The sequence below is a fragment of the Carnobacterium sp. GW821-FHT04C06 genome (genome assembly GCF_059420345.1).
The window spans coordinates 40,583-65,714 of record NZ_JBWKTN010000001.1 but is presented as its reverse complement, the minus strand read 5'-3'; the positions used below and the strand labels follow the sequence as shown (position 1 = coordinate 65,714).

Genomic DNA, 25,132 nt, shown 5'->3' with positions numbered 1-25,132 from the left:
TTGTTCTTTCCTTACTATGAATAGTCAAACTGGAAATCAGCATATTTAAACGCTAGCGTTCATCTGAAAAACTTCTCCAATTGATAACAAACAAATATAGCTTTTTTTGACGGGTTTTCCTAAAATTGAGGATAATGCTTCCTGATACAAATTTAATTGACCTCGATATTTTTGAATAATTTTTTCAGTTCCATTTTTAGGAACATAATCTGTTTTAAAATCATACAATATAATATAGTCATCAAATTCAATAAACCCATCTACGATTCCGTGAATTAAAATTTTATCTTCTGTCTGCTCAGCCATATCATGGAAAATATCCTCCGCCCTCATTAATAATGAAAAAGGTTGCTCTCGACGCACTAACGAATGATAGTTAACTAATTGATTCCCTAGTTCCGTTTCGAAAAATTGCAGCATCTGATTGAGTGATAGTTTTTTTTCAATTTGAGGAGTCACTAACTCTTCTTCAACTAACTTTTTGATTAATTTTTCCAGTGATTGAAAAGTTGGTTTTTCTTTTAAATCAATTGATTGCATGACCAAATGAGTCGCTGTTCCAATTTCTGCAGCTGTTGGTTCAGTTAATTCTTGCATAAATTTAGGGCGAGCTAATTTTTGTTCAACAAATCGATTTCTTGGTTGATTGATATCAATTTTTACCATACGTGTATCTTCTGGTTCTTCAAATAGACGTTTGATTTCTGAAACCGATTGATAACTTGTTGTTCGTGTTGCCCCCTCGTAAGGATAGGTGAAATCCATTAATTGGATTGCTTTTTGAAGTTTTTGATTCGCTTCAACTTCTTGAACATCATAGGTTTGTTCAGCTAACTCAACTAAAATATTTCGTTCTGTTTGACTTGTAACCAGCTTCATTGACTCTTGTATCTCCTCTTCATTTTTGAATTCAATCGAAAAAGAAACTGGATGTTGACAAATTTCACCAATTGGAGCAATTTCTGTCACATAATCGTTTTGACTACTTGGATGACGAACAAGCGTTGAACCAATCCATTTCATCATATGACTGGCTGTTAATCGCATATCACTTGGTAAAACAACTTCTTTATGGTTGCTAACGCTTCCCCATTCCTTCCAAGCAGCTTCTTGACTCTCATAAGAACCTACTAGAAATAATTTTTCTTCAGCTCTTGTTAAGGCTACATATAACTTACGCATTTCTTCTGCTAAAAGTTTTTTCTTTTTCTCTATTTTCAAAGCGATTTCTGGTAAGGTTCGATAGGTAATTCGCTTTTCTAAATCTTTATAATTCGTCCCCACACCATATTCCTCATTGAATACATATGCGCTTCTTGTATCTTGTAAATTAAATCGTTTTGTTAAGTCTAAGATAAATACAACGGGAAATTCTAAACCTTTACTTGCATGAATCGTCATCACACGAACTGCTTTTTCATCTGGTGCAACGGCAGTCGGCTCTGCTAAATCTTTATCTTTTTCTTGCATTTTTTCAATAAAACGGACAAATTGAAAGAGACCTTTAAAACTACTTGCCTCATAACGACTTGCGCGATCATACAAAGCATGAAGATTGGCTTGTCTTTGTTTTCCGGCACTCATCCCACCAACGTAATCTAAAAAGCCAGTTTCTTCATAAATACGCCAAATTAAGCGAACCAATTCTTCTCGTCTCGCCATCTCTCGCCAGCTTAGCAATTGGCTACGAAACTTCGCAATTTTTTCATAAAGTGCAGTCGTAAAATGACTAGCTTTATCTCGACCTTCGTACTGATGATAAAAAGATTCTAATGCTTCATAATATTCTCCTGTTTTCTTAGTAATCCGGATGGATGCCAATTCATTTTCATCTAAACCCACAATTGGTGATCTTAAAACAGCCGCTAATGGAATATCTTGATAAGGATTGTCAATCACTTTTAGTAAAGACATCATAATTTTGATTTCAGTCGTTTGAAAATAATTTTGTGTATCATTGACATGAATAGGAATCTCCAAACGCTTAAAAATATCTAGTAATACTAAATTATTTTTTTTTGTCGGAGTTAGTAGTACAATATCTTGATAGTGAATTGGACGATTTTGTTTTAACTCTTTATCATAGATTGGAAATTCACTGGCAATTAATTGCTGAATTTTTTGCCCAACCATTAATAATTCCCCTTCTGTTTTATCATCAATTCGCATATTCCATTCAAGAGATTCAACTTCTGTTTCCTCTTCTTCTGATACACTCGTACCTTTTTCATAAATTAATATTTCCGGTTGATGAAGAGTACTTTCTGGAAAATTAGGAAAGCCGTGAATCAATTTTGCAGCTTCATCGTAAGCCATTTGACCAACGGTTTTATCCATTAATTGTTGAAAAATTAAATTGGTAAAGTGCAACACTTCTCCTCGTGAACGGAAATTTTCTGCCAGAATAATCCGCTCTCCATTTCGATGCTCCCCAAACTGTTCATATTTAGTTAAAAACAAGGATGGATCTGCTAAACGGAAGGAATAAATCGATTGTTTAACGTCTCCTACCATGAATAAATTTCCCGTTTCTTCCTCACTATGCTTCGTCAACCAATAAACAATGCTTTCTTGTAGCTTATTGACATCTTGATATTCATCTACTAAGACTTCTTGAAATTTTTCACGGTAATAATCAGAAGCCGTTGTTCCTAACCACTGTTCATCCGTATATGTCGCTAAAATTTGATGTGTTAAATGCTCCAAATCATTGAAATCCAGTACGTTTCGTCTCGCTTTCTCCTTACGATAGGCATCTGTAAAGAGTTGGGTTACTCGTGCCATTTCATCAACTAACGGTGCTGCACTTGCCATAATCTCTAACATATTAATCGGTTTTGTGTAAAAATAGCTATCTTTTAATTCACCAAACCTTTTTTTATACTGATCCCGTAACATTTTTATCTCTTTTCCAGCTTCTTTAACCGCTTCATCCGCCGATTTTTTAACGGTAGGAATACGACCAAAACTAAAGTCAGAGATAAATTGAAACGCAGCATTATAGTTATTGGTATCAACTAATTCAATTAACTCTTCAAAAAAGACTGCTTCACTTGCTACTAAGTCGTAATGTTTTTTTAATTCTTCCGTTCCATCGGCTAAAACAACGGCCGAACGGCTTACTTGAATCAAGCTTTTAAGAATTTCAAGAATTTGTGGTTTTAGTAATTCTAAGAAAAGTTTAGATTTTCCGATGTCAGTTGAAGTGATGCGATACAAATCAGATAATTGAGTTAACCATAAAGCTGGGTTTGGATTCGCTCTTGAAAATTCATATAAAGAAAAAATCAACTTTGTTAACCCATCATCATTTCGATCTCCAGAATAATTCGCTGTTAGCTCATAAAAAACATTTTTTTCTTCTCCATAAAGTTCTTCTCTAAGTTCTTCCCAAACATCTTCCTTCAATAACAACATTTCTGTTTCATCCGTTAGCAAACGAAACACCGGATCTAAATCAATTAGATAGTAATAACGTCTAATCACTTGTAAACAAAAAGCATGTAAAGTACTGATCGAAGCTTGAGAAAGTAAGGAAACCTGTTTAACCAAGTGACGTTTTGATTCCGCTTCCCCTTCTTGTGTAATGGCTTTTTGAATCGCTACTTGAATACGTTCTTTCATTTCTCTTGCAGCACTTTCCGTATAGGTAACAATTAAAAGTTCATCTACATTCACTCCACTTTTAATTTTTTCAATTACTCGTTGCACTAAGACAGTGGTTTTTCCTGAGCCAGCAGAAGCCGAAACTAAAATATTGTGTCCCTCTTCATAGACAGCTTGCCATTGACCATCTGTAAAACGACTGTTTAATGGCTTGACAGGTAAATCATAACTCATCTTTTTCACCTTCTTCTTTTAACATCCGTTCCAAAACATCTTTTTGACTTAGAGGATCGACACGGTGGTAGTTATTTTCTGGCAACATCACATCAAATTCACAAATCGAACGGAACGGGCACATCCCACATGCAATTCGTTGTTTGTCTTTGTAATAGGGATTTAAATCCGTATCTCCACTAATAATTTTATCTCCTGCTTTTTTAAACAAACGATTATTATGATTTTTTAAAGCTGCCATTTCATCATTCGTTACGAACTTCGCTGATTTTAAGGTTTCATCTTTTAATTCTCGGTAAGGATAAACAAGAGAGCTATTCGTTGGTTCTAATGATTGATCTAATTTTCGCAACATCGGATCATCTTCTAATAAAATCCCATCTAGCTTAAAGTTTTTTAAAAGAGAATCCTGATAATGCTCTTCATCGCTTGCGTCTTCATCATTAATAAAAGGATTTTTTACATGTAAATAAAAAGCACCGGCTGGTTTTGCTTCATGACCGACTAAACTCACTGAATTCATTAATGCAGTATCTAAATACGTAATCATTTGCATTGCTAAACCATAATACGCATCACGGTAATCAAATGTGTGTGCACTTGATTTATAATCAACAATGCTTAAATAATGACTTCCATCGACTTCCATTCCATCAACTCGATCAATTTTCCCACGTACATGAAGTTTCCCATCATTTTTTAGTGGTATTTCTAATCCTTCAATTCCTTTTTGACTGGCAATCTGACCAAATAAAACTTCCGTTTCAATTGTAGACATACCGGTCTTTCGACTTTGATTGGATAATGCCCACGCTACTCGTTGAATCGTTTGGCTTAGTTGGTATCGAATGTAATTCATTCGGTTAGAAACAGTTAAAATCGAAAATTTTGGTTTTCCATAAATCACTTGCAACACATCATCGGTAACTTTACTTAGGGTTTCTTCTGTTAATTCACTTAACAATATGTTTTGACTATGAAGGGATTTAAAAAGTTGGTCTAACGCATCATGGAAAAATTCCCCAGTACCTGCTGGCGAGAGTCCGAAGACTTCACGTTCTTTTAAACCTAATCCGTAGGTGACAAAATGTTTATAGTGACAAGAATAAAAATTTTCCATTCGTGAAACAGATGTATAGAGCTCTTTTCCGTATAACTCCGAGACAATTTCTGGCTTTAACGGTTTAGGAACATTTTTATACGTTAAACTTTTTAAAACTTGTTTGGTTAGCTCTTTCATTCCTCCAGATCCCGTTAAATATTGATAGATGCCATACCAAAAATGATCTAAAGGGCTATTTTCTTCTTGAGATTTTCTTAAAACAACTAACAACTGACTTAAGGTACTTCTTTTTGAACCAATAAACGCTAAAGCTTCCTCTTGCTCTTCTAAAATAGTTGTACTATCTTCTACTTTAGTTTGAATTGGAATGTCTAGGCCTGTGACAATTCGTTGAATATAAGAAGACAGTTGCGCACTCTGTTTTGAATCGTCATTTTTTGAATAAGAAAAAATCAAGCGCTCTGTTGATGAAAGAAAGGCAAGATAAGCTTGCAGCGGTTCTGTTGCTGTTAAAGACTCAACCGATGGTGCTAAAAATTTATCTTCTGGTAAAAATTCAGAAAAATAAGTGCGATCTTCTTGCGTCAAAACACTTTTGTTCTCAATTTTTGCTGGTAAATTCGTATCTGTCATTCCTAAAATAAAGGTGATTTTGGTTGCATTTCTTCTGGTTGTATCAAAAGGAGAGAACATGATTTGGTCAATTGTAGGGGGGACTAAATGATAACTTGCTCCCTCAAATCCTGCAATTAAAATGTCATTAAAGGCATCTAAATCGACAGATTCAGTACCTAAAATTTCAACGTATTCATCTAATAATTGTAGTAAAACATCCCATGTTTGCTCATGCTGTTTGGCTACTTCTAAATTATTTTTTTCAATTTCTTGGTCACGCCAAAAAGAGAGCTGTTGGCTAACGCCACTTTTTTCTAAAAATTCATAAAGCTCTTTAGCAAAGCTTAAGCCATTCGTTGCTTGATCCAATTTTTTAAAAAACGGCAATAAGGTTTTTTGTAAAAAATCTCTGACTTCATTGGCAATGCCTTCAATTCGTTGATCTTCCGTCGTTTGTCCTGCTGTTTCTTCTTGTACAAAGCGACTATAATGCCATGGTTTTTTTTGCGTCCAATAAAAACCTTCGTAACCATACATTAAAACCACATTTTCAGTAATATCAATCTTATTTCGAAAGTTGTTTATGTGGTTTTGTTTCATCAATACCCTAGTTGTACGGTCCACTGATTCTTCTACTTGTTGAAGTGGCAACAATAGTTCGGTTCGAAGTAAACGCATCACGTCTTGGTATCGCCAATTATTTTTCTTAATTGCTAGCATGGCTACTAAAAATTCAGCTAAAGGGTGATGACTCATCACCGCTGCATCATCCGTAAATACTTCTAATTCATTTTCTTTAAAAATAGGTTCCAAAATAGATTGGTATTCACTCATATCTCTAGCCAATACTAATATATCCTGATAACGATATTCTTTTGAAGCAATCAAGCGACGGATTTCTTTAGCAACATGTGTCACTTCAACTTGCTTGTTACTTGCTTGCCAAACCTCCACGCAATTAGACATTGGAATTCGTTCTTGTTTTTTTCGGTAATCTATCGGTAAGAGTTTACTTGTTTCAACCCAAAAATCTTCTAATTGATTGATTTCTTCACTGTAACGGGCATCTGACTCTTTTAAAATCTTATCGTGTTCTACTTGAATCCCATCTCCTCTGGCTGCTTGATAAAGTTGATAGTAAGTTTCTCCCGTTGCTTGAAAAAGTTCAAACATAGACGGTTTTTCAGTTGGATAACCTTTATCTAAAGTCAAAGCGATGGTCACTTTTTTAGAAGCTTTCATTAAAGCTACTATTAATGCTTGCTCTTGAGCATTAAATCTTGTATAGCCATCAATATAAATGGTTGTATTTGATAAATCAACAGTTTCAATTTTAGTCGCTAAAGCCGTTAAAATATCTTCTTTTTCCAAGTATTTTCCCAATAGAGCATTCTCAAAAGCATGATACAGTAACACAATATCCTGCAATTTTAATTTTAAATCCGCTTCTTTTGGTGAATCTCCTTGCTGTTTTAACAACTCTTGTAAATCAGATTCCGTAATTTTTCCACTTCGTAATTCCAAAAATAATTCAGTTAATTTTTCTACAAAACCACTTTTTTTGACTTCTCCACGATAAATGGTTAACTCATTTTCATATTGCAACAATAACTTTCGGACAAGCATCGTTAATCCTGTATTTGTCAATTGAGGCTTGTGGTACAGAGATGAGTCTTGTAAAAAAAACCAGGCTAAACGTCTAAAACTAAAAACTTGTAAATTCATCATTCCTATTAATTTTTGATTTTGAAAATTAGGCATTTTACCTAATCCTTCAAGTACAGACATTTCTGTTTGAAAAGACATATGCTCTGGAATTAAATAAAATAGCTTAGCTGTGGAATCCTCTGTTAAAGTTTGACCAATTTCATCTAATAAATAGTTTTGTTTAGCTGTATTTCCTCTTCCCAAAACAAATTGCAAACGCATCGTGATGGTCACATCCTTTCTTTAAAAATGTCCTATCTAAAAAAGAGGATAAAAGGAAATTAGTCACTCGTTTCCTTTTATCCTAAACAAATTCTACGTCTTTAACTCAATCAGTAATCCACTTAATTTTGTCACAGTTCGCCAGTTGCGAATGGTTGCTTGTTCTTTTTTTAAATATGGTGTTAATTGTTTTAACAAGGGCGAAGACAACTGATTGCCATAAATTTGAATAACTAAACAATTTTTGATCATTTCCCATTGTTCATTTGGAAAGTTAAAATTGACTAACTCACTCGTAACGAAAGCTGATTTTTTATAAACAATAAGAATTTCTTTCTGTTCTTCTAATTCTGCTTTAAAAAGGGAACATTTTTCTAAATTCTGAATAAATGTTTCTCCCGTTATTACAATAACTGGAATAGGAAAATCAACAATTGTTTTTAATTTTTCTTCAATTTTTGTAGCAATTAAATTTACATCTTGTGGCGCGCCTTTCATCACTGCGTTACCGCTACGTAAAACTGTTTTCACAGATTGGAACCCCAGCATTTCAAGGATCTTTTTTAAATCGCTCATTTTAAGCTGATGAGATTTCCCGACATTGATTCCTCGTAATAAAACGACATAATTCTCCAAAAAAACACATCCTTAAACTCAATCAAAAGCCCTTATCTAAAAATTGGACGGTCAAATAAAAAATAAAGCATACCTAACATTAGGACTAACCCTAATAAATAAATAACTTTAAATTTTGTCACTCGGATTTTATGATGGAAGAGAACCATTCCTAAAATACCGCCTAAACCGCCGCCTAAAATACCAAATGAAAGCAATGTTTTTTCAGGAATACGCCACATTTTTTTCTTTGCACGGTATTTATCAATGCCCATTAAAACAAATAAAATTGCATTGACCGATCCAAAATAGAGAAGTGCGATTAAACGATCTTCCATCATCATTGGGCATTTAACTTAGCGATTTCAACAATTACATTTGTCGCTTTCTCCATGCTTTCAACTGCAACAAATTCATATCGACCGTGGAAATTTTCGCCACCTGCAAAAATATTTGGTGTTGGCAGTCCCATAAAGGATAATTTTGACCCATCTGTTCCACCACGAATAGGTTCAATAATTGGTTTAATAGAAAGATTTTCCATTGCTGTTTTCGCTAAAGTAACAATCGATAAATCTTTTTCAATAATATCTTTCATATTATAATACTGATCTTTTAACTCAACTGTTACACGTTCTGTCTTGTACTTCTCATTTAGTTTCGCTGCTATTTTTTGAATCATTTCTTTACGAGCTATAAATTTATCATGATCGTGGTCACGAATAATGTAGACCATTTTGGCCTCTTCAACTTCCCCATTTAAATCATACAGATGATAGAAACCTTCACTCCCATCCGTTTGTTCAGGAACTTCATTTTGTGGTAACGCTGCATCAAATTCTAATGCAATTTTTAATGCATTAACCATTGTGTTTTTAGCTGTTCCTGGATGAACATTTTTACCTTGAATCTTCACAATTGCTTGTGCAGCATTAAAACTTTCATATTCCAATTCACCAACTGGACCGCCATCCATCGTATACGCAAAGTCTGCATTAAAACCAGCAACATCAAAACGATCTGCTCCAACACCTATTTCTTCATCTGGACCAAAAGCCACGCGAATTGTACCATGTGGAATTGAAGGATCCTTGATTAAAATTTCCATTGCTGTCATAATTTCAGCAATACCTGCTTTATCATCAGCGCCTAGTAGGGTTGTTCCATCTGTTGTAATCAATGTTTGACCAAGATAATTTTTTAAATTAGGAAAATCAACTGGCGAAAGAACAATGTTTTCAACCTCATTTAAAATAATTTCAGAACCGTCGTAATTTTCATGAAATTGTGGCGAAACATTTTCAGCATTAAAGTCTGCTGTATCCATATGAGCAATAAATCCAATGGTTGGGACTTCTTTTTCGCTATTACTTGGAAGTGTCGCTGTTACAAAACCATTTTGCTCATTGTAAGCAACATCACTCATGCCAAGTTCTTTTAACTCTTTTGCTAAAACTTTTGCAAATTCTACTTGTGTTTGAGTTGAAGGGACAGTTGAACTTGTTTCATCTGAACGAGTTTCGGTTTGAACATAACTTATAAAACGTGGCACTAAATTTTTATACATAAGAAAACTTCCTCTCAAATTTGGTTTATTTAAAACGGTACGGATCGGTATTTAAGTTGGATTGAATAATTTCGATTTCCCAGGATTCGCTAACTTTCCATTGAGTAAATAGATCAGCTAATCCTTCTTTACAAATACTTTCAATATGATGTCCTGGATCAATCACTGTCAAGCCATCAGCTAACATATCATGAGCAGTATGGTAATAAACATCTCCCGTAATATAAACATCTGCTTGTTTTTTTAAAGCGCTTGGATAGTACTTGCCTGCGTCTCCTCCACAAATAGCCACCCGTTGAATCATTTTTGAAGGATCTGTCGTAACAAGTCGTAACCCCTCTAATTGAAAAATAGCTTTTACTTTTTCTGAAAAATCATTCACTGAAATAGGTTCTGGTAAATCTCCAACTCTTCCTAATCCATAGGCATCTACAAAATTTTCAATTGTATACAAATCATATCCTGGTTCTTCGTATGGATGGCTCTCAAATAAAGCTCGTTCAATTTTAGCTGTTTTGTGTTCAGGAAAAATCACTTCAATTCGAGCTTCTTCAACTTCTTCCGTTTGATTTAACGTTCCAATTGTAGGCATTGCACCATTAATGGGTGTAAATCTTCCAGTTCCTTCAAGTGTATAGCTACAATTTTCGTAATTAGGACCAATTTTCCCTGCTCCTGCTTTAGTTAAAGCCACTCGTACTTTTTCTTCATCCGACTTAGGAACATAAACAGCTAATTTTTTATAACCTGTTTGATTGGTAATATGCATAATTTCTGTATTTTTAATTCCAATTGCTTGTCCCAACCAGTCATTTAATCCATTTGTTGCTACATCTAGATTGGTATGAGCGCCATATACTGCGATATTGTGTTTCAATAAATCTGCATACATTTTATTTTGGGGATTGTCTGTAATTAAATTTTTAGCTGCTCTGAACATAATGGGGTGATGAGCAAAAATCAAATCAACCCCTTTTTCAATAGCTTCTTCAACTACTTCTGGGCGGATGTCTAACGTCACCAGTATTTTTTTGATTGGCTTATCTAACGTTCCAATTTGTAACCCTACCGGATCTCCAGCTTCAGCTAATTCCATAGGTGCAAATTCTTCAAATTTTGCTATAAATTCTTTTCCCGTCACTATGCTCATTGGATCAACTCCTCGATTTCTTTGATTTCTCTTTCGACTTGCTGAATTTTTTCACTTTGGTCCGTTGATGATTTTTTTAAACTTGCTAAAATTGTCCGACTCTTCTCTAATTCACTCTTCCATTTTTCAATAAAAATAGCTGAAGGAGTATTTTTTAAAAAGACACCGTATTTTAAATCTTGATTACTATAATTCTGTTTTTTTTCACTTTTTTCAGCAACAATAATTTCATATTTTTTTTGATCTTCTTCAATTAACTCTTCAGCAATAATTTCATAACTATGATGCATCAACCAGTTTCTTAGAGTGTATTCCCCAATATTCGGTTGTAAAATTAAGCGTTCTTTTCCTGAAAGTTGGTTTTTTTGAACTCCATTTTCTAAAATAGAGGCAATTAATGAGCCTCCCATTCCACAAATGGTAATAGCCATAATTTCATCTTCTATCGTTAATACGTCTAAGCCATTCCCTAAGCGTACATCTATTTTATTTGTTAAATTTAATCGTTCTACTTGATCTTTGGCTGTTTGAAACGGTCCGATTACAACTTCTCCGGCAATGGCAAAATCAATCTGTTGATTTAAAGTCAATGCGCAAGGTAAATAGGCATGATCCGAACCAATATCTGCTAATCTCGCTTTTTTAGGTACATAAGAAGCGGCTTTTGCTAACCGCATCGATAATTGTTTTTCATCCATAAATTCGCTATCATTCCTTTCAGGCTTCTTTTCCATTATACAACAAATTGACTTATTTTTCTTCTAGTTTAAGTGAGAAGTTTTTGCAAGAAATAAAGAATTGATATCATTTTTCTCTACGCGTCTTTAATGAGATCTTTCAACGAGTATGTTTTAATGCTTTTGATTATTTTGACTTATCATTTGATTTAACAATTTTTAGATAACTTTAAAAGTCCGATGCTACTAATTAGAAGGAACTCTTTTATCCTTACCGAGTCAACATTTCTTGTAGTATCGTTATACAACAAAAAAAGACAAAGAAGTAAGTTTCTTTGCCTTTTATTAACGAATTTCATTTTATTTAAATCAACTTAAACAGTATGAATGGTTAATTGTTGACCGATAAATAATAGATTTTGTTTCATTCCGTTCCATTTTTTTATTTCAATTGGAGAAACATGATGTTTTAATGCAATACTATGAAGAGAATCTCCCTCAACTACTTGATAATTGATAGTTGCCGTTGCTTCACTTTTTTTGTCAGAACGTAAAGATGATGCTGTTTCATCAAATGCTAGTGAACCTTGTTGAATTTGTTGGAATTTAGTCGTTTCCTCAACTGAAGTTGATTTAGAGACATCCTTATTTATTACATCTTCTGTTGGTTCAACAGGTACCTCAGTCATCTCACCTTTTTTAGCAATAATTTCTTGATTCACAAATATAATATCTGATGTTAACTGATTCCATTCCATCAATTCTGCAACAGAAACATTATAAGTATTAGCTATGTCCCACAATGTATCGCCTTTGACAATTGTATGCATCAAGTCAGCTTCTTTTTCAACTGATTTTTTAACTACACCCTCATCAAATTGAGTTAAATCATACGTTTCAATTAATTGATTTAATTTCTCTGCATAACGAGTATCCGTCGCATATTTTCCTGTTAAAAATTGGGTAGCCTCACGATAAGAAGTTGTATTTGATTTCCAAGTTCCTGCATAAAAAGTTTCGTTGTATGAAGTTCCCCCTTTTAGAAGTTTAGCGTAATCTTCTAATGATTCCTTATAAGAAGGGTATTTTCTGAATTGACCGGTAATTTGGTAGTAATTACCAGAGCCATCATCTTCTAACGTCAACATTGCAACAGAATCTAATTCAAAAGTGCCCTTGATTCCAAATAAATTGTGGTTTGGTTCACTAGAGAGTGAACTATTTCCTGAACCACTTTCTAAAATAGCTTGTGCAATCATTACTGAAGCGTATAAATCTTGTTCTACTCCAATTTCAGAAGCAGATTCTGAAATTTTATCAATAAATTCTTGAGTTGATTGATTTTTAACAAACATAATTTTTTCAGCTTCTTCACGATTTGCTTCCGGAGCTTGAACTTCAATAATATTTTGACTTACAACTTCTTCTTTTGTGAATGGGCGTGTCGTTTCAACTTCTGTTTTTGGTGCTGGCGTCACTACAACTGGTGGAACTACTTCAACTGGTGGTGAAATAGGTTCAACAGGTTTTGGTTGAGGATTTTCAGTAGTCTGTTCTTCAACTGGTGGGACTACTGGTTCCGTTGTTTCTGGTTCTGATTCTGAAATTTCAGGCATATCCTTTTCTAGATTATTTTTTTCATCAGAAGAGTTTAATTGTGATGATGATGATTGATCTATCATCTCTTCAATCGCTCGATGACTTGTGGATGCATTCTCTTCAGCACTAGCTAAGACCGAGAAACTTGGCAATGCAAGTGAAGCAACAACAATTGATGTATTCAATAATCCAGAACTTTTTTTGATTATTTTTAATTGTTGTTCTTTTTTTTCTTTTAAAATTCTTGTTTTTCTACTTTTCATTTTACTTCCCCCTATTAATTAGTACGTTCGACCTAGTGTAATGTTGATTCAATTGCTGTTGTCATCTTTGTTACTAAAGAATCTATCTGTTCTTTTGATTTTAATAGTTCTCCTGTTAAATCTGACAACTCTTTTTTTAACCGTACTTCCAAATGGTTAGGCTGTTTTTCTATATCAAAACTACTCCATCCTACTCTTTTCTTTGCATCAATCAACACTTCCGCAATCTCAGCCTTTGAATTTCTTAAGTCTTCGTACATTTTTTGATTTTGTTTTTCAAGTTCTTGAATTTTTTGTTTGCTTAATTCAAGCTCTTTTTCTAAATCTATAGTATTAGAATGCTTTGTTAGATGACTTTGTTCTTTTAATTGACGATTTTCTTGAGTTAACTGCTGAACAAATTTTTGAAGTTCTAAATAATCTTGTTCAATCGTTTGATAATGTGCAGGTAAGGCTTTTTCTTTGTAACTATCTGCTTCAATTTGATTTTTTTTTAATTTTAAAGATTTGTATTTTTCGTTGACGTTTTTTAACTGTCGTCTTACCTTGCGATTTTCTTTTTCTAATTGCGTTATTTTATCTGTCGAGAAATCTGGCATATTAACTATCCACTCCCTTTAACAAACTCTATAGCATAGGTTTTATATAATTTTATGTATCTTTTTTTATTCACGAAGATATGGAAATGTTAGTTATTTTAATGATTCCTATAAATTATACCTTCTTTATTATACCATAATTCCTTAAAAAATGAACATTATCTCTATTCTTATTTTTTCGCTTTTGAACGTAAAAAAAAACCTAAAATAAGTTTATTTAGGTTTGTGAGGTTTAAATTTTTCAAGTTCATCTATTCTGTCATGTAATTCGTTTAAAAGATCTACTTGTACAGTTTGAATTTCAAGTAAGTGTTGCCATTGTTCGTTTAGCATATAATCCATTTTTTCATGCAACAGTCGGATCTCTATTTCTGATTTTAAATTGACTTGGTAATCACTATTTGATTGTGCTCGATCACGAGACTCTTGTCGATTTTGACTCATCATAATAACAGGCGCTTGAATTGCAGCTAAACAAGATAAGACTAGATTTAACAATATAAAGGGGTAGGGATCAAAGGTTGGCTTGAATAGCGCGATTGAATTTATTAAAATCCAGACAACTAAAACGCCAATAAAAGAAAAAATAAAAATCCAACTACCACCAAATTTTGCAATCGAATCTGCTACTCTTTGTCCCAAAGTTAATTTGCTACTTAGTTGCTGATTAATATTTTCTGAAACTGTTTGACCTTCCTTAATGCTAGTTAATACTTTGCTATTTAATAAATCCATTTCTTTTGAATCATTTTGAATCATTTTTTCTATTGAACTTAATCGATATTCCACTAAATCATGATAACATATAAAATCTTTTTCTGTTAATGTGGGGTGCTCTTTTAGAATAAATTGTTTAAGTTTTTCTTCAACGTTTTGAATTTTAGTTCCTTCATTTAAAGCATATTTTTTATGACAAACAAAACATTGTTGATCTTTTTTATCCATTTTTCTTCCCACCTCTCATGAGTTTGATAAATCAATTTTATAAGCACTTGTATCTTCTTTAGAGGTAAAAGAAATCTTTACAATCTGACTTGGATTTAAATAAATAATCTGTGCTTCATTATTATAAAAACGAATTAATCGACTATGAAGTGTACCGTCACCATTTGAAACTTTTTCAAAAAATTCTTTTTCAGACATCATTAATGTTACTTTTTCATTATTACTTAATGTGACTAAACAGTGTGTCATCCTTTTTCCCACCTTTACAATCATACTATCACTCAACTACTACTATTTTATAAACATCTTTTCCTGGAATTTGAGGAGGCAATGACATCGTAGAAACAGGTTCTTTAGCCAATGTTATTTTCACGGTCATTCCACTCTTAACATCAATCATATCCACTTTTTCTTTTGTTTTTGCATTCAACAGATTTGTACCATCTGTAATCAATATAACGTCATTTGTTAAAACTGGAGGTGTCGTATTTTTTGAATCTACGGGTGTAATATCTTTTACTAAAATTCCTCCCTTTTCAGCAGCTCCGTCTTCTTTAACAACTGCCGTATAGACGATTGATTCTTTTTTTGTCTCTGTTGTTGAGGACTCCTTTTTTTTTGATTCTGATTCATTCGTTGCTTGCTTACATCCTGTTAACGCTAATATAGCGACTGTTAGGAATACGGCTATTTTTATTTTTTTCATCTTTATCCCTCCAACTCATTCTCTCTTCTCTAGTATCTTAAAGATTACACAAAAATGCAACTCACAAGGTAAAAAAAACCTATCTAAATTTTCTTAGATAGATTTTGTATAATTATTCTAAAAAGTCTTTTAATTGTTTTGAACGACTTGGATGACGTAATTTGCGTAATGCTTTTGCTTCAATTTGACGAATTCGTTCTCTTGTAACACCAAACACTTTCCCTACTTCTTCTAGTGTTCTTGTGCGTCCATCATCAAGTCCAAAACGCAATCTCAGAACATTTTCTTCACGATCTGTTAATGTATCTAATACATCTTCAAGTTGCGCTTTAAGATGTTCAAAATCGGTATGTGCTGCTGGACTTGTAGCGTCTTGATCTTCAATGAAATCCCCTAGATGTGAATCATCTTCTGCACCAATAGGCGTTTCTAGCGAAACTGGCTCCTGAGCAATTTTTAAAATTTCACGTACTTTATCTGTCGGTAAATCTAGTTCAGCACCAATTTCTTCTGGCGTTGGTTCACGACCTAAATCTTGATGCAATTGACGTTGAATGCGAACTAATTTATTGATTGTTTCTACCATATGAACTGGAATACGAATGGTTCTAGCTTGATCTGCAATCGCTCGTGTAATGGCCTGACGAATCCACCAAGTAGCATAAGTTGAAAATTTAAATCCTTTTTGATAGTCAAATTTTTCAACAGCTTTCATTAATCCCATATTTCCTTCTTGGATTAAATCTAGGAATTGCATTCCTCTTCCAACATAACGCTTGGCAATACTAACTACTAGACGCAAGTTAGCTTCTGCTAAACGCTGTTTTGCTTCTTGGTCTCCTTCTTCAATTAAGATAGCCAAATCAACTTCTTCTTGCCCACTAAGTAGCTTCACGCGACCAATTTCTTTTAAATACATCCGAACAGGATCATTAATTTGCACTCCTGGAGGCGCCATTAAATCATCTTTTATTTCAGCATCTTTTTTATTCTTTTCTCTGACTAACAATTGTCGATCCGTTGGTCCACCATCGTCTCCAACAACACTCACGCCACCATCTTCTACTTCCATAATTAGGTCGTCGATTTGCGTGACAGTTAATTTATAAGGCAATGCAATTTGTTTTGCTAGCTCATCATAGTGTATTGAACCCTTTAATTTATTTTCTTTGATTAATAACTTGATTTCTTTTTTTAATTCTTGTTTTTTTGTTCCTTCTTCATTAGCCATCGAAAGCCTCCTAATTAAAATCCAACATGATAACTCAAGTTTACTGCTTTAATAATCGCGACAGATTTGTTATTTCCATTAATAATTGTTTTGCTTTATCAGAATCGCCCATCCGACTAGCTTCAATCAGTTCAATATTTTTATTTGCAATTTGTTCTTGTAGGGAAGATTTCCGTCCAATCATATCAAGATAATCTTCAATTTCTCCAGTCGAAACTTCTTCACTTAATTCCATTAGTTCAATTTCAACTAAAAGATTTTTTAAGTGGGGTTCCTTCACAAAATCAATAAAAGCTTCAATTGTAACATCGTTATCAACTGTCTCTTTAAAATTTTCAAATAAAATAAACAGCATTTCATAATCTTCATGTACAAAATTGAACGTTGTTTTTTGAGTTTGTACTCGAATCCAAGCTTCCTCGTGATGAAATAAGCGATTCAATAAATTTCGTTCAGCTACTTCAACCACATTTAATTTACGTTTTTGAGTGTGCAATTGAACTTGTAAAGGCGGTTCTGGATACTCTTCTTGATAACCATGAACCATTTCCATTGGTGGTTCTGGGTAATACTCTTTTTTATCAACCTTTTTTTTCGCTCTTTTTTGCTCGTATAATTGATGGTACTGAGTATTTAATGAATCTAATGAAATGTCAAATTCTACTGAGAGCTGTTTTAAATAGACTTCTCGTTCAACAGCTGACGTAATCGTAAGTAATTCATTTAAAATTACTTCAATATAAGCTAATCGCTCGCTTTCATTTTGCAAATTAATCCCTTTTCGGTAATAACGCATTTTAAAAGCAAAAACTGTATCTCGCCCATGAGCCAGCATTTCTTTATAGGATGCTGCACCATATTTATGAATAAATTCATCTGGATCAAGTCCTTCATTTAAACTGAGAACATCTAAATCAAAATGGGTCTCTTCTGATAATAAATCAACTGCTCTTTTAGTCGCTTCAATTCCTGCATTATCGCCATCATACGCAATCAATACATGGTCTGTTACTCGATCCAGCATATGAATCTGTTCATTAGTCAAACTGGTTCCCATCGAAGCCACGCCATTTTTAACACCTGCATCCCAGGAAGCAATAACATCCATAAAACCTTCAAACAATATGACTTCTTTTTCACGTCGAATATTCGCACGCGCTAAATCATAGTTAAAAAGCACATTTCGTTTATTAAATAAATAAGTCTCTGGACTATTCAAATATTTGGGTGCTGCCTTCCCGTCAGTTGGCTCTACTTTGAAAATCCGACCAGAAAAAGCAATTGTTTTACCTTGTTGATTTCGAATAGGAAACATAATTCGATTGTAAAAACGATCTAATAATTCGCCGTTATCCCGTTCGACAAACAAACCTGTTTCACTTAACAAAGTCTGATCGTATTCTTTTCCAGACAAATACTGATACAGCATGGTTCTTTCAGCAGGTGCAAAACCAATATTAAAGGTCTCTATTAACTCTCTAGTTAATCCTCGATCTAACAAGTATTGCAAAGCCTCTTCACCGACTTTAGTATTCAGCAATACATGATGAAAAAGTTCAGCTGTATCTACATGGACTTTAATTAGTTTTTCTTTTTTGGAATCTGTTTTTTGTTCACCAAAATTATGGGCTGTTAAACTTTCATCCAACTTAACATGACTTAATTCAGCCGTTTTAAATACTGATTCAGGAAAAGATAATCCTTCTACTTCCATTAAAAAAGTAAAGACATTACCGCCTCTACCACAACTAAAACAATGAAAGATTTGCTTTTCTTCTGCAACTGAAAAAGAAGGTGTCTTTTCATCATGGAATGGACAGAAACCAAATAAATTCTTACCACTTTTTTTTAATTGGACATATTGACTGACAACATCCACAATATTTGTTTCTTGCCTTACTCGATTGACTACTTCATCAGGAATCATCATCGCCATGTAGTTCACCTCGTTTACATGATAAAAATATACTATTAAAAGTCGCTTCTATTATTTCGATTAAATAACTAACTTAAACGACTTGTTTTTATTCTTCTTAAATATTACTACAAGAAATTAATTGTAGCATAAAAAAGCCTTTATAACAACGTTTAAAATTTCAATTTCAATTTAAACCTCACTCTTTATAATTACTAAAACTATCTAAATACATAATAAAAAACTTATCAAAAATAAGTTTACCTTGCGCTAAAGCTTCTCTGTTTACAAGTTTTTTATTATGTAAACTTGTTTATAAGAAGGTACTTAAATTTTCCTCAAAAAGCAACTCATCTAATTGTTGGATTGATAAATGATGAGTGATTCCATAAATAATTGCCGCATCCCACTGATGTTTAGGATAAAGTTTTGCGTAACCTGTTTTTTTCATCAATAAGTCTGTTTCATCTAGCGTAAGCTCCATTCCAATCGCCAAAGCTATCATTTTCTCACGGGAAGGTTTGCGCTTCCCATCAAAATATTGATAGCCTGTAGCTTCAGTAATTTCAGCTCTTCTTAAGACAGCTGCTTTGCTTTTATTTTTTAAAATTAAACATTCATTTAAGTGCGTTTTAATGTCTTCTGCAATTAAATACTCTTGCTGCTCATTTAGGACAACTTTAAAATTAGCAGCTTTTTTCAATGAATGAATCAGCTGATCCGTGTCTTTTTCCAACAAATCAATCACTCCACATTTTTTATAACTTTCCTCCTACTAGTATACAATACTTAAATGGCAAAGAGGACTTTTTATTCAGTTAATTTTTGCTATAATAGAAAAGAGAACTGCCGAATTTAAAGGAGCGGACATACATTATGCTGAATGAAGAACCTTCCGTGGTTCACTATAAAGAATTAGAACCCTTGACTCATAAAGAAAATAGCCCGATTTTAGTGCGAAATATTGCCACCAAAGAATTTTTAGTTAAAAAAAAATATGATATCAGCCTATTAACCAATTTAGAACGATTGAAAGAAATTAATCATCCGAATTTACCTAGAATTTTTGAAATTGTCACTAAAGAGCAAGATTTATGGCTTTACGAAGAATACATTCATGGAAAAAACGTAAATGAATTGCTGTTACAAAATCAATTAACCGATACCCAATTAATTTTAGAGTTAGGTAAGGCTGTGACAGAAGCCTTAATGATTTTGCATGAGAAAAAGATCATTCATCGTGATATAAAACCCTCTAATATTATGGTTACAAACGATGGCCTTGTTAAATTAGTAGATTTCGATGCCATCCGTTTCTATGATGGTTCTAAGGAAAACGATACCACTCACTTAGGAACAATTGGTTTCGCCTCACCAGAACAATATGGTTTTGCTGAAACAGATGAACGCAGCGACCTTTATTCCCTTGGTGTTGTTTTAAATGTCTGTAGCGTAAAGGCTTTCCCAAAAGAACAATTAACAACTAATCCCTTTTTAAAGGAATTGGTAATTAAAGCCACTAAAATGGATCCACAAAATCGCTATCAAACAGCTTCTGAAATGCACACTGTTATTGTAAATCAATTAAACCACCTAAATGACTCGACTAATTCAATACAAAAGACACCTTCAGTAAAAAAATACACTACTCAATTTAAAGATAAAAAAAACTCTGCTACTCCTTCTTTTTTATCAAAATTTTTAAGTGTTGTACCTGGCTTTAGAACAGGATATTATTGGAAAAGTATTATTGCAATTGTTTGGTACCTCATTGTTCTGTTAGCGATTGTCTCTTCTTGGACATCAGGTACTTGGTTTGATAAAGTTTTAGCTACCATTGATACAAATATTTTAGTAGTCTTGCCAACAATCATTGCAACTAATTTTATGGATATTCAAAGTCAAATCCCTTTTTTATCCTCAAAAAAGATTTATCATAAAATACCTGGATTTCTATTAGCTATTATTATTTGGATTTTACTATACAGTGCCTTCACATCAATTGCAACACCTTTTCACTCACCTGAATACTTAGAAACAAGAGCACAAACAAAATAAAACGACGGCCTATGCTTTTTGCATAAGACTTTCGTTTTTTTTTTTTGCATAATAGTTCTTGTCAGACGGACTAAATAACAAAGGAGTCGATCGAAATGAAAAAAAATAAAAAGGTGCTTGTTGGGTTAATGGTAGCAGGAGTTGCAGTAATTGCAGTCGCTTGTGGCGATTCCTCATCCAAAACGGATACTAAAAAAGAAGAAAAAGAAAAACCTACTACTGAACAAGTTACAAAAAAAGAAGCAACGGGGCCAACAGATAATGGTGATTTAGGAAAGTATTATGTTGCTATTCAAGATTTTACGCTAGCTCAAGATTACAATGGCGCGGATGTAGGAATTGTTCAATATGAATTTAAAAATAATAGTGATAAAAATGCCATGTTTATGGTAGCAACTCAGGCAAAAGTCTTTCAAAATGGTATTGCTCTAGAAAGTGCGATTATGTCTGAAGACGTTTATAACGATCAATCAACCGACATTCAACCTGGTGCTACAATCGTAGTAAAAGTTCCGTATAAATTACAAGATACTACGACACCAGTTAGTGTTGAAGTTAAACAATCATTTGGCATCGGCAAAGATATCTTAAAAAAAGAATTTACATTACAGTAAGCGAGGGGTAAAAATTGAAAAAAACAATTGGCATTTTATCCATTATTATCAGTGTTATCGTCGGGTTTCAATCTTTGATGGCTGGACTTGCGAATACACTTTCTGACAATGGAGAAACAGGTGGTTCAGTAGGCATTTTGCTGTCTTTTATCTTGTTAACAGCAGGTGTCGTAGTTTTAGCTTCTAAAGGAGCAAAAGGCATGCTGACTTTTAGTATGGTCTTCTATCTATTAGGTGGTTTATTAGGATTAATTGGAGCAGGTAGCTACAAAGATTTAGTTATTTGGTCCGCAATCAGCTTACTCTTTGCAGTTCTGCTTTTCTTTCAAATTCGAAAAATTGCTTAATGTCTACTGCTCAAACAAAAAAAAGTAACGCAATTGCGTTACTTTTTTTGTGTTATTTTACAATCAATTCATCTACATTAGCAAATGACAAGGCTAAATTTGCTAAACTCATTAGTAAAACTAAACGGTTATTACGAATCGCTTCATTATCTGCCATAACCATATTTTCATCAAAGAATGCTTCAATTTTAGCACGTAATGATTCTAATGTTTGATAGTCTACTTCCATATTACTATCTTCAAAAGCCGCTTCAGCTTCTTTTAGAGCATTGAAAAGAGTCGTTTCTGATGCTGTCTCAAATAAAGCTGGATCTATCTGTAAGTGTTTTTGAGCAACTAATTCTTTGCCTTTTTTCGCTAAATTCATCACACGAGTCATCGCTTCAATTGTTGGTTTAAACGTTGGTTCTGTTAAATGTTTTTCTAAAACAGCAGCCGCTTCTGTGATTTTAATTAAATCTTCTTGATTTGAAGTTAAAACTGCTTCAATTACATCATGGCGCATATTCAATCCGATTAAATGCTGACGCATTCTAGCTTTAATAAAATCAATTACCTCAGGAGCACTTTCAGCTAATCGTTTGCTTAATTCTTCTTTATGCTGAGTAGCAGCTGTAATCATTTCTGAACGGATGGTTTCAATTGGGAAATACCAGCCTTTATTTTCAACAATCCGCACCACGCCATAGGCTTGTCTTCTTAATGCATAAGGATCATTTGACCCGGTTGGAATCATACCTACTGCAAAGAAACTCATAACACTATCTAATTTATCAGCAATCGCAAGAACTGCACCAACATTAGATTGTGGCAGCTCGCCTTCACTTGAAATTGGTAAATAATGCTCTCTAATCGCTGTCGCAACTGCAGGTTCTTCGCCTTGCATCAACGCATATTTTTCACCCATAATTCCTTGCAACTCAGGAAATTCACCCACCATGTTTGTGACTAAATCAAATTTGTAAATTTCACTAGCTCTTTTTAACTCAGTTAATTCTTGCTGGGTAAGTCCGACAATTTTCCCAATTGTTTCAGCAAAATAGCCTACACGTTCCATTTTTTCAAACATGGTTCCGATTTTTTCGTGGAATGTCACTGTTTTCAATCGTTCAACGGCATCTTTGATCGTCATTTGTTGGTCTTCCTCATAGAAAAAGGCGCCATCATCTAAACGAGCAGTTAACACTTTTTCATTGCCTTTAGCGACATTTTCAATATGACTGCTATTTCCATTGCGAACTGAAATAAAGTGAGGAAGTAAATTCCCAGCTAAATCACGCACTTCAAAGTAACGTTGATGTTCTTTCATTGAAGTCACTAGCACTTCTTCTGGAATTGCTAGATATTTTTCATCAAAGTGCCCAGAAAAAGCCGTTGGATACTCAACTAAATTGGTTACTTCTTCTAACAATTCTTTGTCTAAACTAACTTGCCATTGTTTTTCTTTCGCAATCTCTTCAATTTGTTTCATAATCATTTCTTTACGAGTTGAACTATTTGCAACAACAAATTGCTCTTTTAATTTTTCTTCATAGTCAGTAGCGCCATTAAAAGACGTTGTATCTCCTAAAAAGCGATGACCACGGCTTGTGTTGCTTGTTTCAATATCTAATAGTTTAAATGGAATAATTTCATTGTCTAGCATCACTGTAATCCAATGAATCGGACGAATGTATTTAAAACTATGATTTGCCCAATGCATACTTACAGGAAACGTCATAGAAGTAATGACCTTTTCTATTCCGGCCAAAATTTCTTTTGCTGGTTTGCCTGCTGTAAATTTATCCACATGAACATATTCGACGCCATTAAGTTCTTTAAACGTAATATCTTCCACGGATAACCCTTGTCCTTTAACAAATCCCATCGCGGCCTTACTCCAATTTCCTTCACTATCAAGAGCAATTTTTTTAGCAGGTCCTTTGACAACTTCGCTAATATCTTTTTGCTTATCTGCAACATCTTTAACAATTACAGCTAATCTTCTAGGTGTTGAAAAACGTTTAATTTCAGTGAATTCTAATTTGTTTTCAGTTAAAAAATCCGCCACTCGTTTTGCTAATTGCTCACTGCTTGGAGACACATATTGAGCAGGCATCTCTTCTAATCCAATTTCTAGTAATAAATCTTTCGCCATCTTAATTAGCCTCCTTTGTTGTTTCTTTTTGAAGTAATGGGAACCCTAATTTTTCACGCTCTGCTACAAAGGCTTTAGCTAAAGCACGCGCCATTTTACGAATACGAGCCAAGTAACCCGCACGTTCTGTTACAGAGACTGCTCCACGTGCATCTAAAAGGTTAAAGGTATGACTACATTTTAAAACATAATCATAGGCTGGATGCACCAAGCCATTTTCAATTTGGACTTGTGCTTCTTTTTCGTATGCATCGAATAAACTCAATAGTAATTCTTGATTACTCGTTTCAAAAGCATATTTAGAATGTTCATATTCTGGTTCGATAAAAATTTCCCCATATTTTACACCGTTAGTCCACTCTAAGTCATACACACTATCTACTTCTTGAATGTACGAAGCTAAACGTTCGATTCCGTATGTGATTTCACTAGTGACAGGTTTGCATTCCAATCCGCCAACTTGTTGGAAATAAGTGAATTGCGTGATTTCCATTCCGTCTAACCAAACTTCCCAGCCTAAACCTGCACACCCCATTGATGGGTTTTCCCAGTTATCTTCAACAAAACGAATATCGTGTTCCAATGGATCAATTCCTAATAATTGCAAACTTTCTAAATACAATTCTTGAATATTTTCTGGGGAAGGTTTCATTACGACTTGAAATTGATGATGTTGAAATAGACGATTAGGATTTTCTCCATAACGACCATCTGCTGGTCTTCTTGAAGGCTCTACATAGGCCGCGTTCCATGGTTCTGGTCCAATAGCACGTAGAAAGGTATAAGGGCTCATAGTACCTGCCCCTTTTTCAGTATCATACGATTGCATCAACATACAGCCTTGCTCAGACCAAAATTTTTGTAATGTCAAAATCATCTCTTGGATTGTTAATTTTTTACTCATAAATGATGTGCTCCTTTAATAGTTTATAGTCATAGTCATAAAAATCTTTAATTGATGTTTTACTTAGTTTTTTTAATTAAAAAGTACTTTTCAACTCCTTTAAAAAAAATACAACAAAAAAGTCCCTATGTTAACAAGACTTTCTGTTAACATAGGGACGATTTAATATCGCGGTTCCACCCTAATTCTAGCACAATCGCTAGCATCTTCATTGAACAAGCTCAAGAATGCCTTTCACAATTTCCTCTAGTTCTGGCTCTCACTCTCCCAGAATCGCTTTGCTAGCTAAAAATCCCTACTTTTTTCTCTCAACGCTTCGTATTAAGTTATGTTAATAATAGCGCTAAACAAGTCTATT

The 25,132-nt window shown here is 33.7% G+C and carries 20 protein-coding genes; 3 read left to right on the top strand and 17 right to left on the bottom strand.

The window, feature by feature from the left end:
- Window positions 1-45: 45 nt before the first annotated feature.
- The 15 genes from addA to AC07SW_RS00245 form a co-directional block, all read right to left on the bottom strand.
- Window positions 46-3,840 carry a helicase-exonuclease AddAB subunit AddA gene (gene addA, locus AC07SW_RS00315; RefSeq protein WP_463684619.1) on the bottom strand — a complete coding sequence of 1,265 codons (3,795 nt, stop codon included), beginning with the start codon at window positions 3,838-3,840 and terminating at the stop codon, window positions 46-48.
- Window positions 3,830-7,447, bottom strand: a complete 3,618-nt coding sequence (gene addB, locus AC07SW_RS00310) for a helicase-exonuclease AddAB subunit AddB (protein WP_494632056.1) — start codon at window positions 7,445-7,447, stop codon at window positions 3,830-3,832. The genes addA and addB overlap by 11 nt, the downstream gene beginning before the upstream one ends.
- Window positions 7,448-7,540: 93 nt before the next feature.
- Window positions 7,541-8,083, bottom strand: a complete 543-nt coding sequence (locus AC07SW_RS00305) for a DUF1697 domain-containing protein (RefSeq protein WP_135025323.1) — start codon at window positions 8,081-8,083, stop codon at window positions 7,541-7,543.
- 32 nt (window positions 8,084-8,115) lie between these two features.
- Window positions 8,116-8,406 carry a DUF1294 domain-containing protein gene (locus tag AC07SW_RS00300; RefSeq protein ID WP_463684622.1) on the bottom strand — a complete coding sequence of 97 codons (291 nt, stop codon included), beginning with the start codon at window positions 8,404-8,406 and terminating at the stop codon, window positions 8,116-8,118.
- Entirely contained in the window at window positions 8,403-9,629 is a 1,227-nt protein-coding gene (gene pepT, locus AC07SW_RS00295) for a peptidase T (RefSeq protein ID WP_463684624.1), read from the bottom strand. Before pepT ends, AC07SW_RS00300 begins: the two co-directional genes overlap by 4 nt.
- A gap of 25 nt (window positions 9,630-9,654) precedes the next feature.
- Window positions 9,655-10,779, bottom strand: a complete 1,125-nt coding sequence (locus AC07SW_RS00290) for a Nif3-like dinuclear metal center hexameric protein (protein ID WP_034569822.1) — start codon at window positions 10,777-10,779, stop codon at window positions 9,655-9,657.
- Window positions 10,776-11,477: a tRNA (adenine(22)-N(1))-methyltransferase gene (locus AC07SW_RS00285; RefSeq protein WP_494632055.1), complete on the bottom strand. Its 702-nt coding sequence runs from the start codon at window positions 11,475-11,477 to the stop codon at window positions 10,776-10,778. Before AC07SW_RS00285 ends, AC07SW_RS00290 begins: the two co-directional genes overlap by 4 nt.
- 353 nt (window positions 11,478-11,830) lie before the next feature.
- Window positions 11,831-13,318: a glucosaminidase domain-containing protein gene (locus AC07SW_RS00280; RefSeq protein ID WP_494632054.1), complete on the bottom strand. Its 1,488-nt coding sequence runs from the start codon at window positions 13,316-13,318 to the stop codon at window positions 11,831-11,833.
- Between the two features lie 32 nt (window positions 13,319-13,350).
- Entirely contained in the window at window positions 13,351-13,917 is a 567-nt protein-coding gene (locus tag AC07SW_RS00275; RefSeq protein ID WP_494632052.1) for a hypothetical protein, read from the bottom strand.
- Between the two features lie 213 nt (window positions 13,918-14,130).
- Window positions 14,131-14,862 (bottom strand): DUF1003 domain-containing protein, encoded by a 732-nt coding sequence (locus AC07SW_RS00270; RefSeq protein WP_119908011.1) that lies wholly within the window; start codon window positions 14,860-14,862, stop codon window positions 14,131-14,133.
- 15 nt (window positions 14,863-14,877) lie between these two features.
- The gene (locus tag AC07SW_RS00265) at window positions 14,878-15,111 is read right to left on the bottom strand and encodes a hypothetical protein (protein WP_034569837.1); all 234 of its coding nucleotides are present in this window, start codon (window positions 15,109-15,111) and stop codon (window positions 14,878-14,880) included.
- Between the two features lie 28 nt (window positions 15,112-15,139).
- Window positions 15,140-15,568, bottom strand: a complete 429-nt coding sequence (locus tag AC07SW_RS00260) for a PDZ domain-containing protein (protein WP_034569840.1) — start codon at window positions 15,566-15,568, stop codon at window positions 15,140-15,142.
- 112 nt (window positions 15,569-15,680) lie between these two features.
- Window positions 15,681-16,799 carry an RNA polymerase sigma factor RpoD gene (gene rpoD / locus AC07SW_RS00255; RefSeq protein ID WP_034569843.1) on the bottom strand — a complete coding sequence of 373 codons (1,119 nt, stop codon included), beginning with the start codon at window positions 16,797-16,799 and terminating at the stop codon, window positions 15,681-15,683.
- Window positions 16,800-16,839: 40 nt separating this feature from the next.
- Window positions 16,840-18,735 (bottom strand): DNA primase, encoded by a 1,896-nt coding sequence (dnaG, locus tag AC07SW_RS00250; protein ID WP_463684629.1) that lies wholly within the window; start codon window positions 18,733-18,735, stop codon window positions 16,840-16,842.
- A 292-nt stretch (window positions 18,736-19,027) separates the two neighbouring features.
- Window positions 19,028-19,453: an XRE family transcriptional regulator gene (locus AC07SW_RS00245; protein WP_236707200.1), complete on the bottom strand. Its 426-nt coding sequence runs from the start codon at window positions 19,451-19,453 to the stop codon at window positions 19,028-19,030.
- A 137-nt stretch (window positions 19,454-19,590) separates the two neighbouring features.
- On the opposite strand from AC07SW_RS00245, the gene AC07SW_RS00240 reads away from it, so the two are divergent.
- The 3 genes from AC07SW_RS00240 to AC07SW_RS00230 all read left to right on the top strand — a co-directional run bounded on the left by AC07SW_RS00240 (window position 19,591) and on the right by AC07SW_RS00230 (window position 21,733).
- Window positions 19,591-20,772 carry a serine/threonine-protein kinase gene (locus AC07SW_RS00240; protein WP_311907328.1) on the top strand — a complete coding sequence of 394 codons (1,182 nt, stop codon included), beginning with the start codon at window positions 19,591-19,593 and terminating at the stop codon, window positions 20,770-20,772.
- Window positions 20,773-20,867: 95 nt separating this feature from the next.
- Window positions 20,868-21,386 carry a DUF5067 domain-containing protein gene (locus AC07SW_RS00235; protein WP_494632051.1) on the top strand — a complete coding sequence of 173 codons (519 nt, stop codon included), beginning with the start codon at window positions 20,868-20,870 and terminating at the stop codon, window positions 21,384-21,386.
- Window positions 21,387-21,400: 14 nt separating this feature from the next.
- The gene (locus tag AC07SW_RS00230; RefSeq protein WP_485400717.1) at window positions 21,401-21,733 is read left to right on the top strand and encodes a hypothetical protein; all 333 of its coding nucleotides are present in this window, start codon (window positions 21,401-21,403) and stop codon (window positions 21,731-21,733) included.
- A gap of 52 nt (window positions 21,734-21,785) precedes the next feature.
- On the opposite strand, the gene glyS is transcribed toward AC07SW_RS00230, so the two are convergent.
- Both glyS and glyQ read right to left on the bottom strand, forming a co-directional pair.
- On the bottom strand, window positions 21,786-23,870 hold the full coding sequence (glyS, locus tag AC07SW_RS00225; protein WP_311780265.1) for a glycine--tRNA ligase subunit beta: 2,085 nt from the start codon (window positions 23,868-23,870) through the stop codon (window positions 21,786-21,788).
- A gap of 1 nt (window position 23,871) precedes the next feature.
- Window positions 23,872-24,774, bottom strand: a complete 903-nt coding sequence (glyQ, locus tag AC07SW_RS00220) for a glycine--tRNA ligase subunit alpha (protein ID WP_034569858.1) — start codon at window positions 24,772-24,774, stop codon at window positions 23,872-23,874.
- Window positions 24,775-25,132 lie beyond the last annotated feature (358 nt).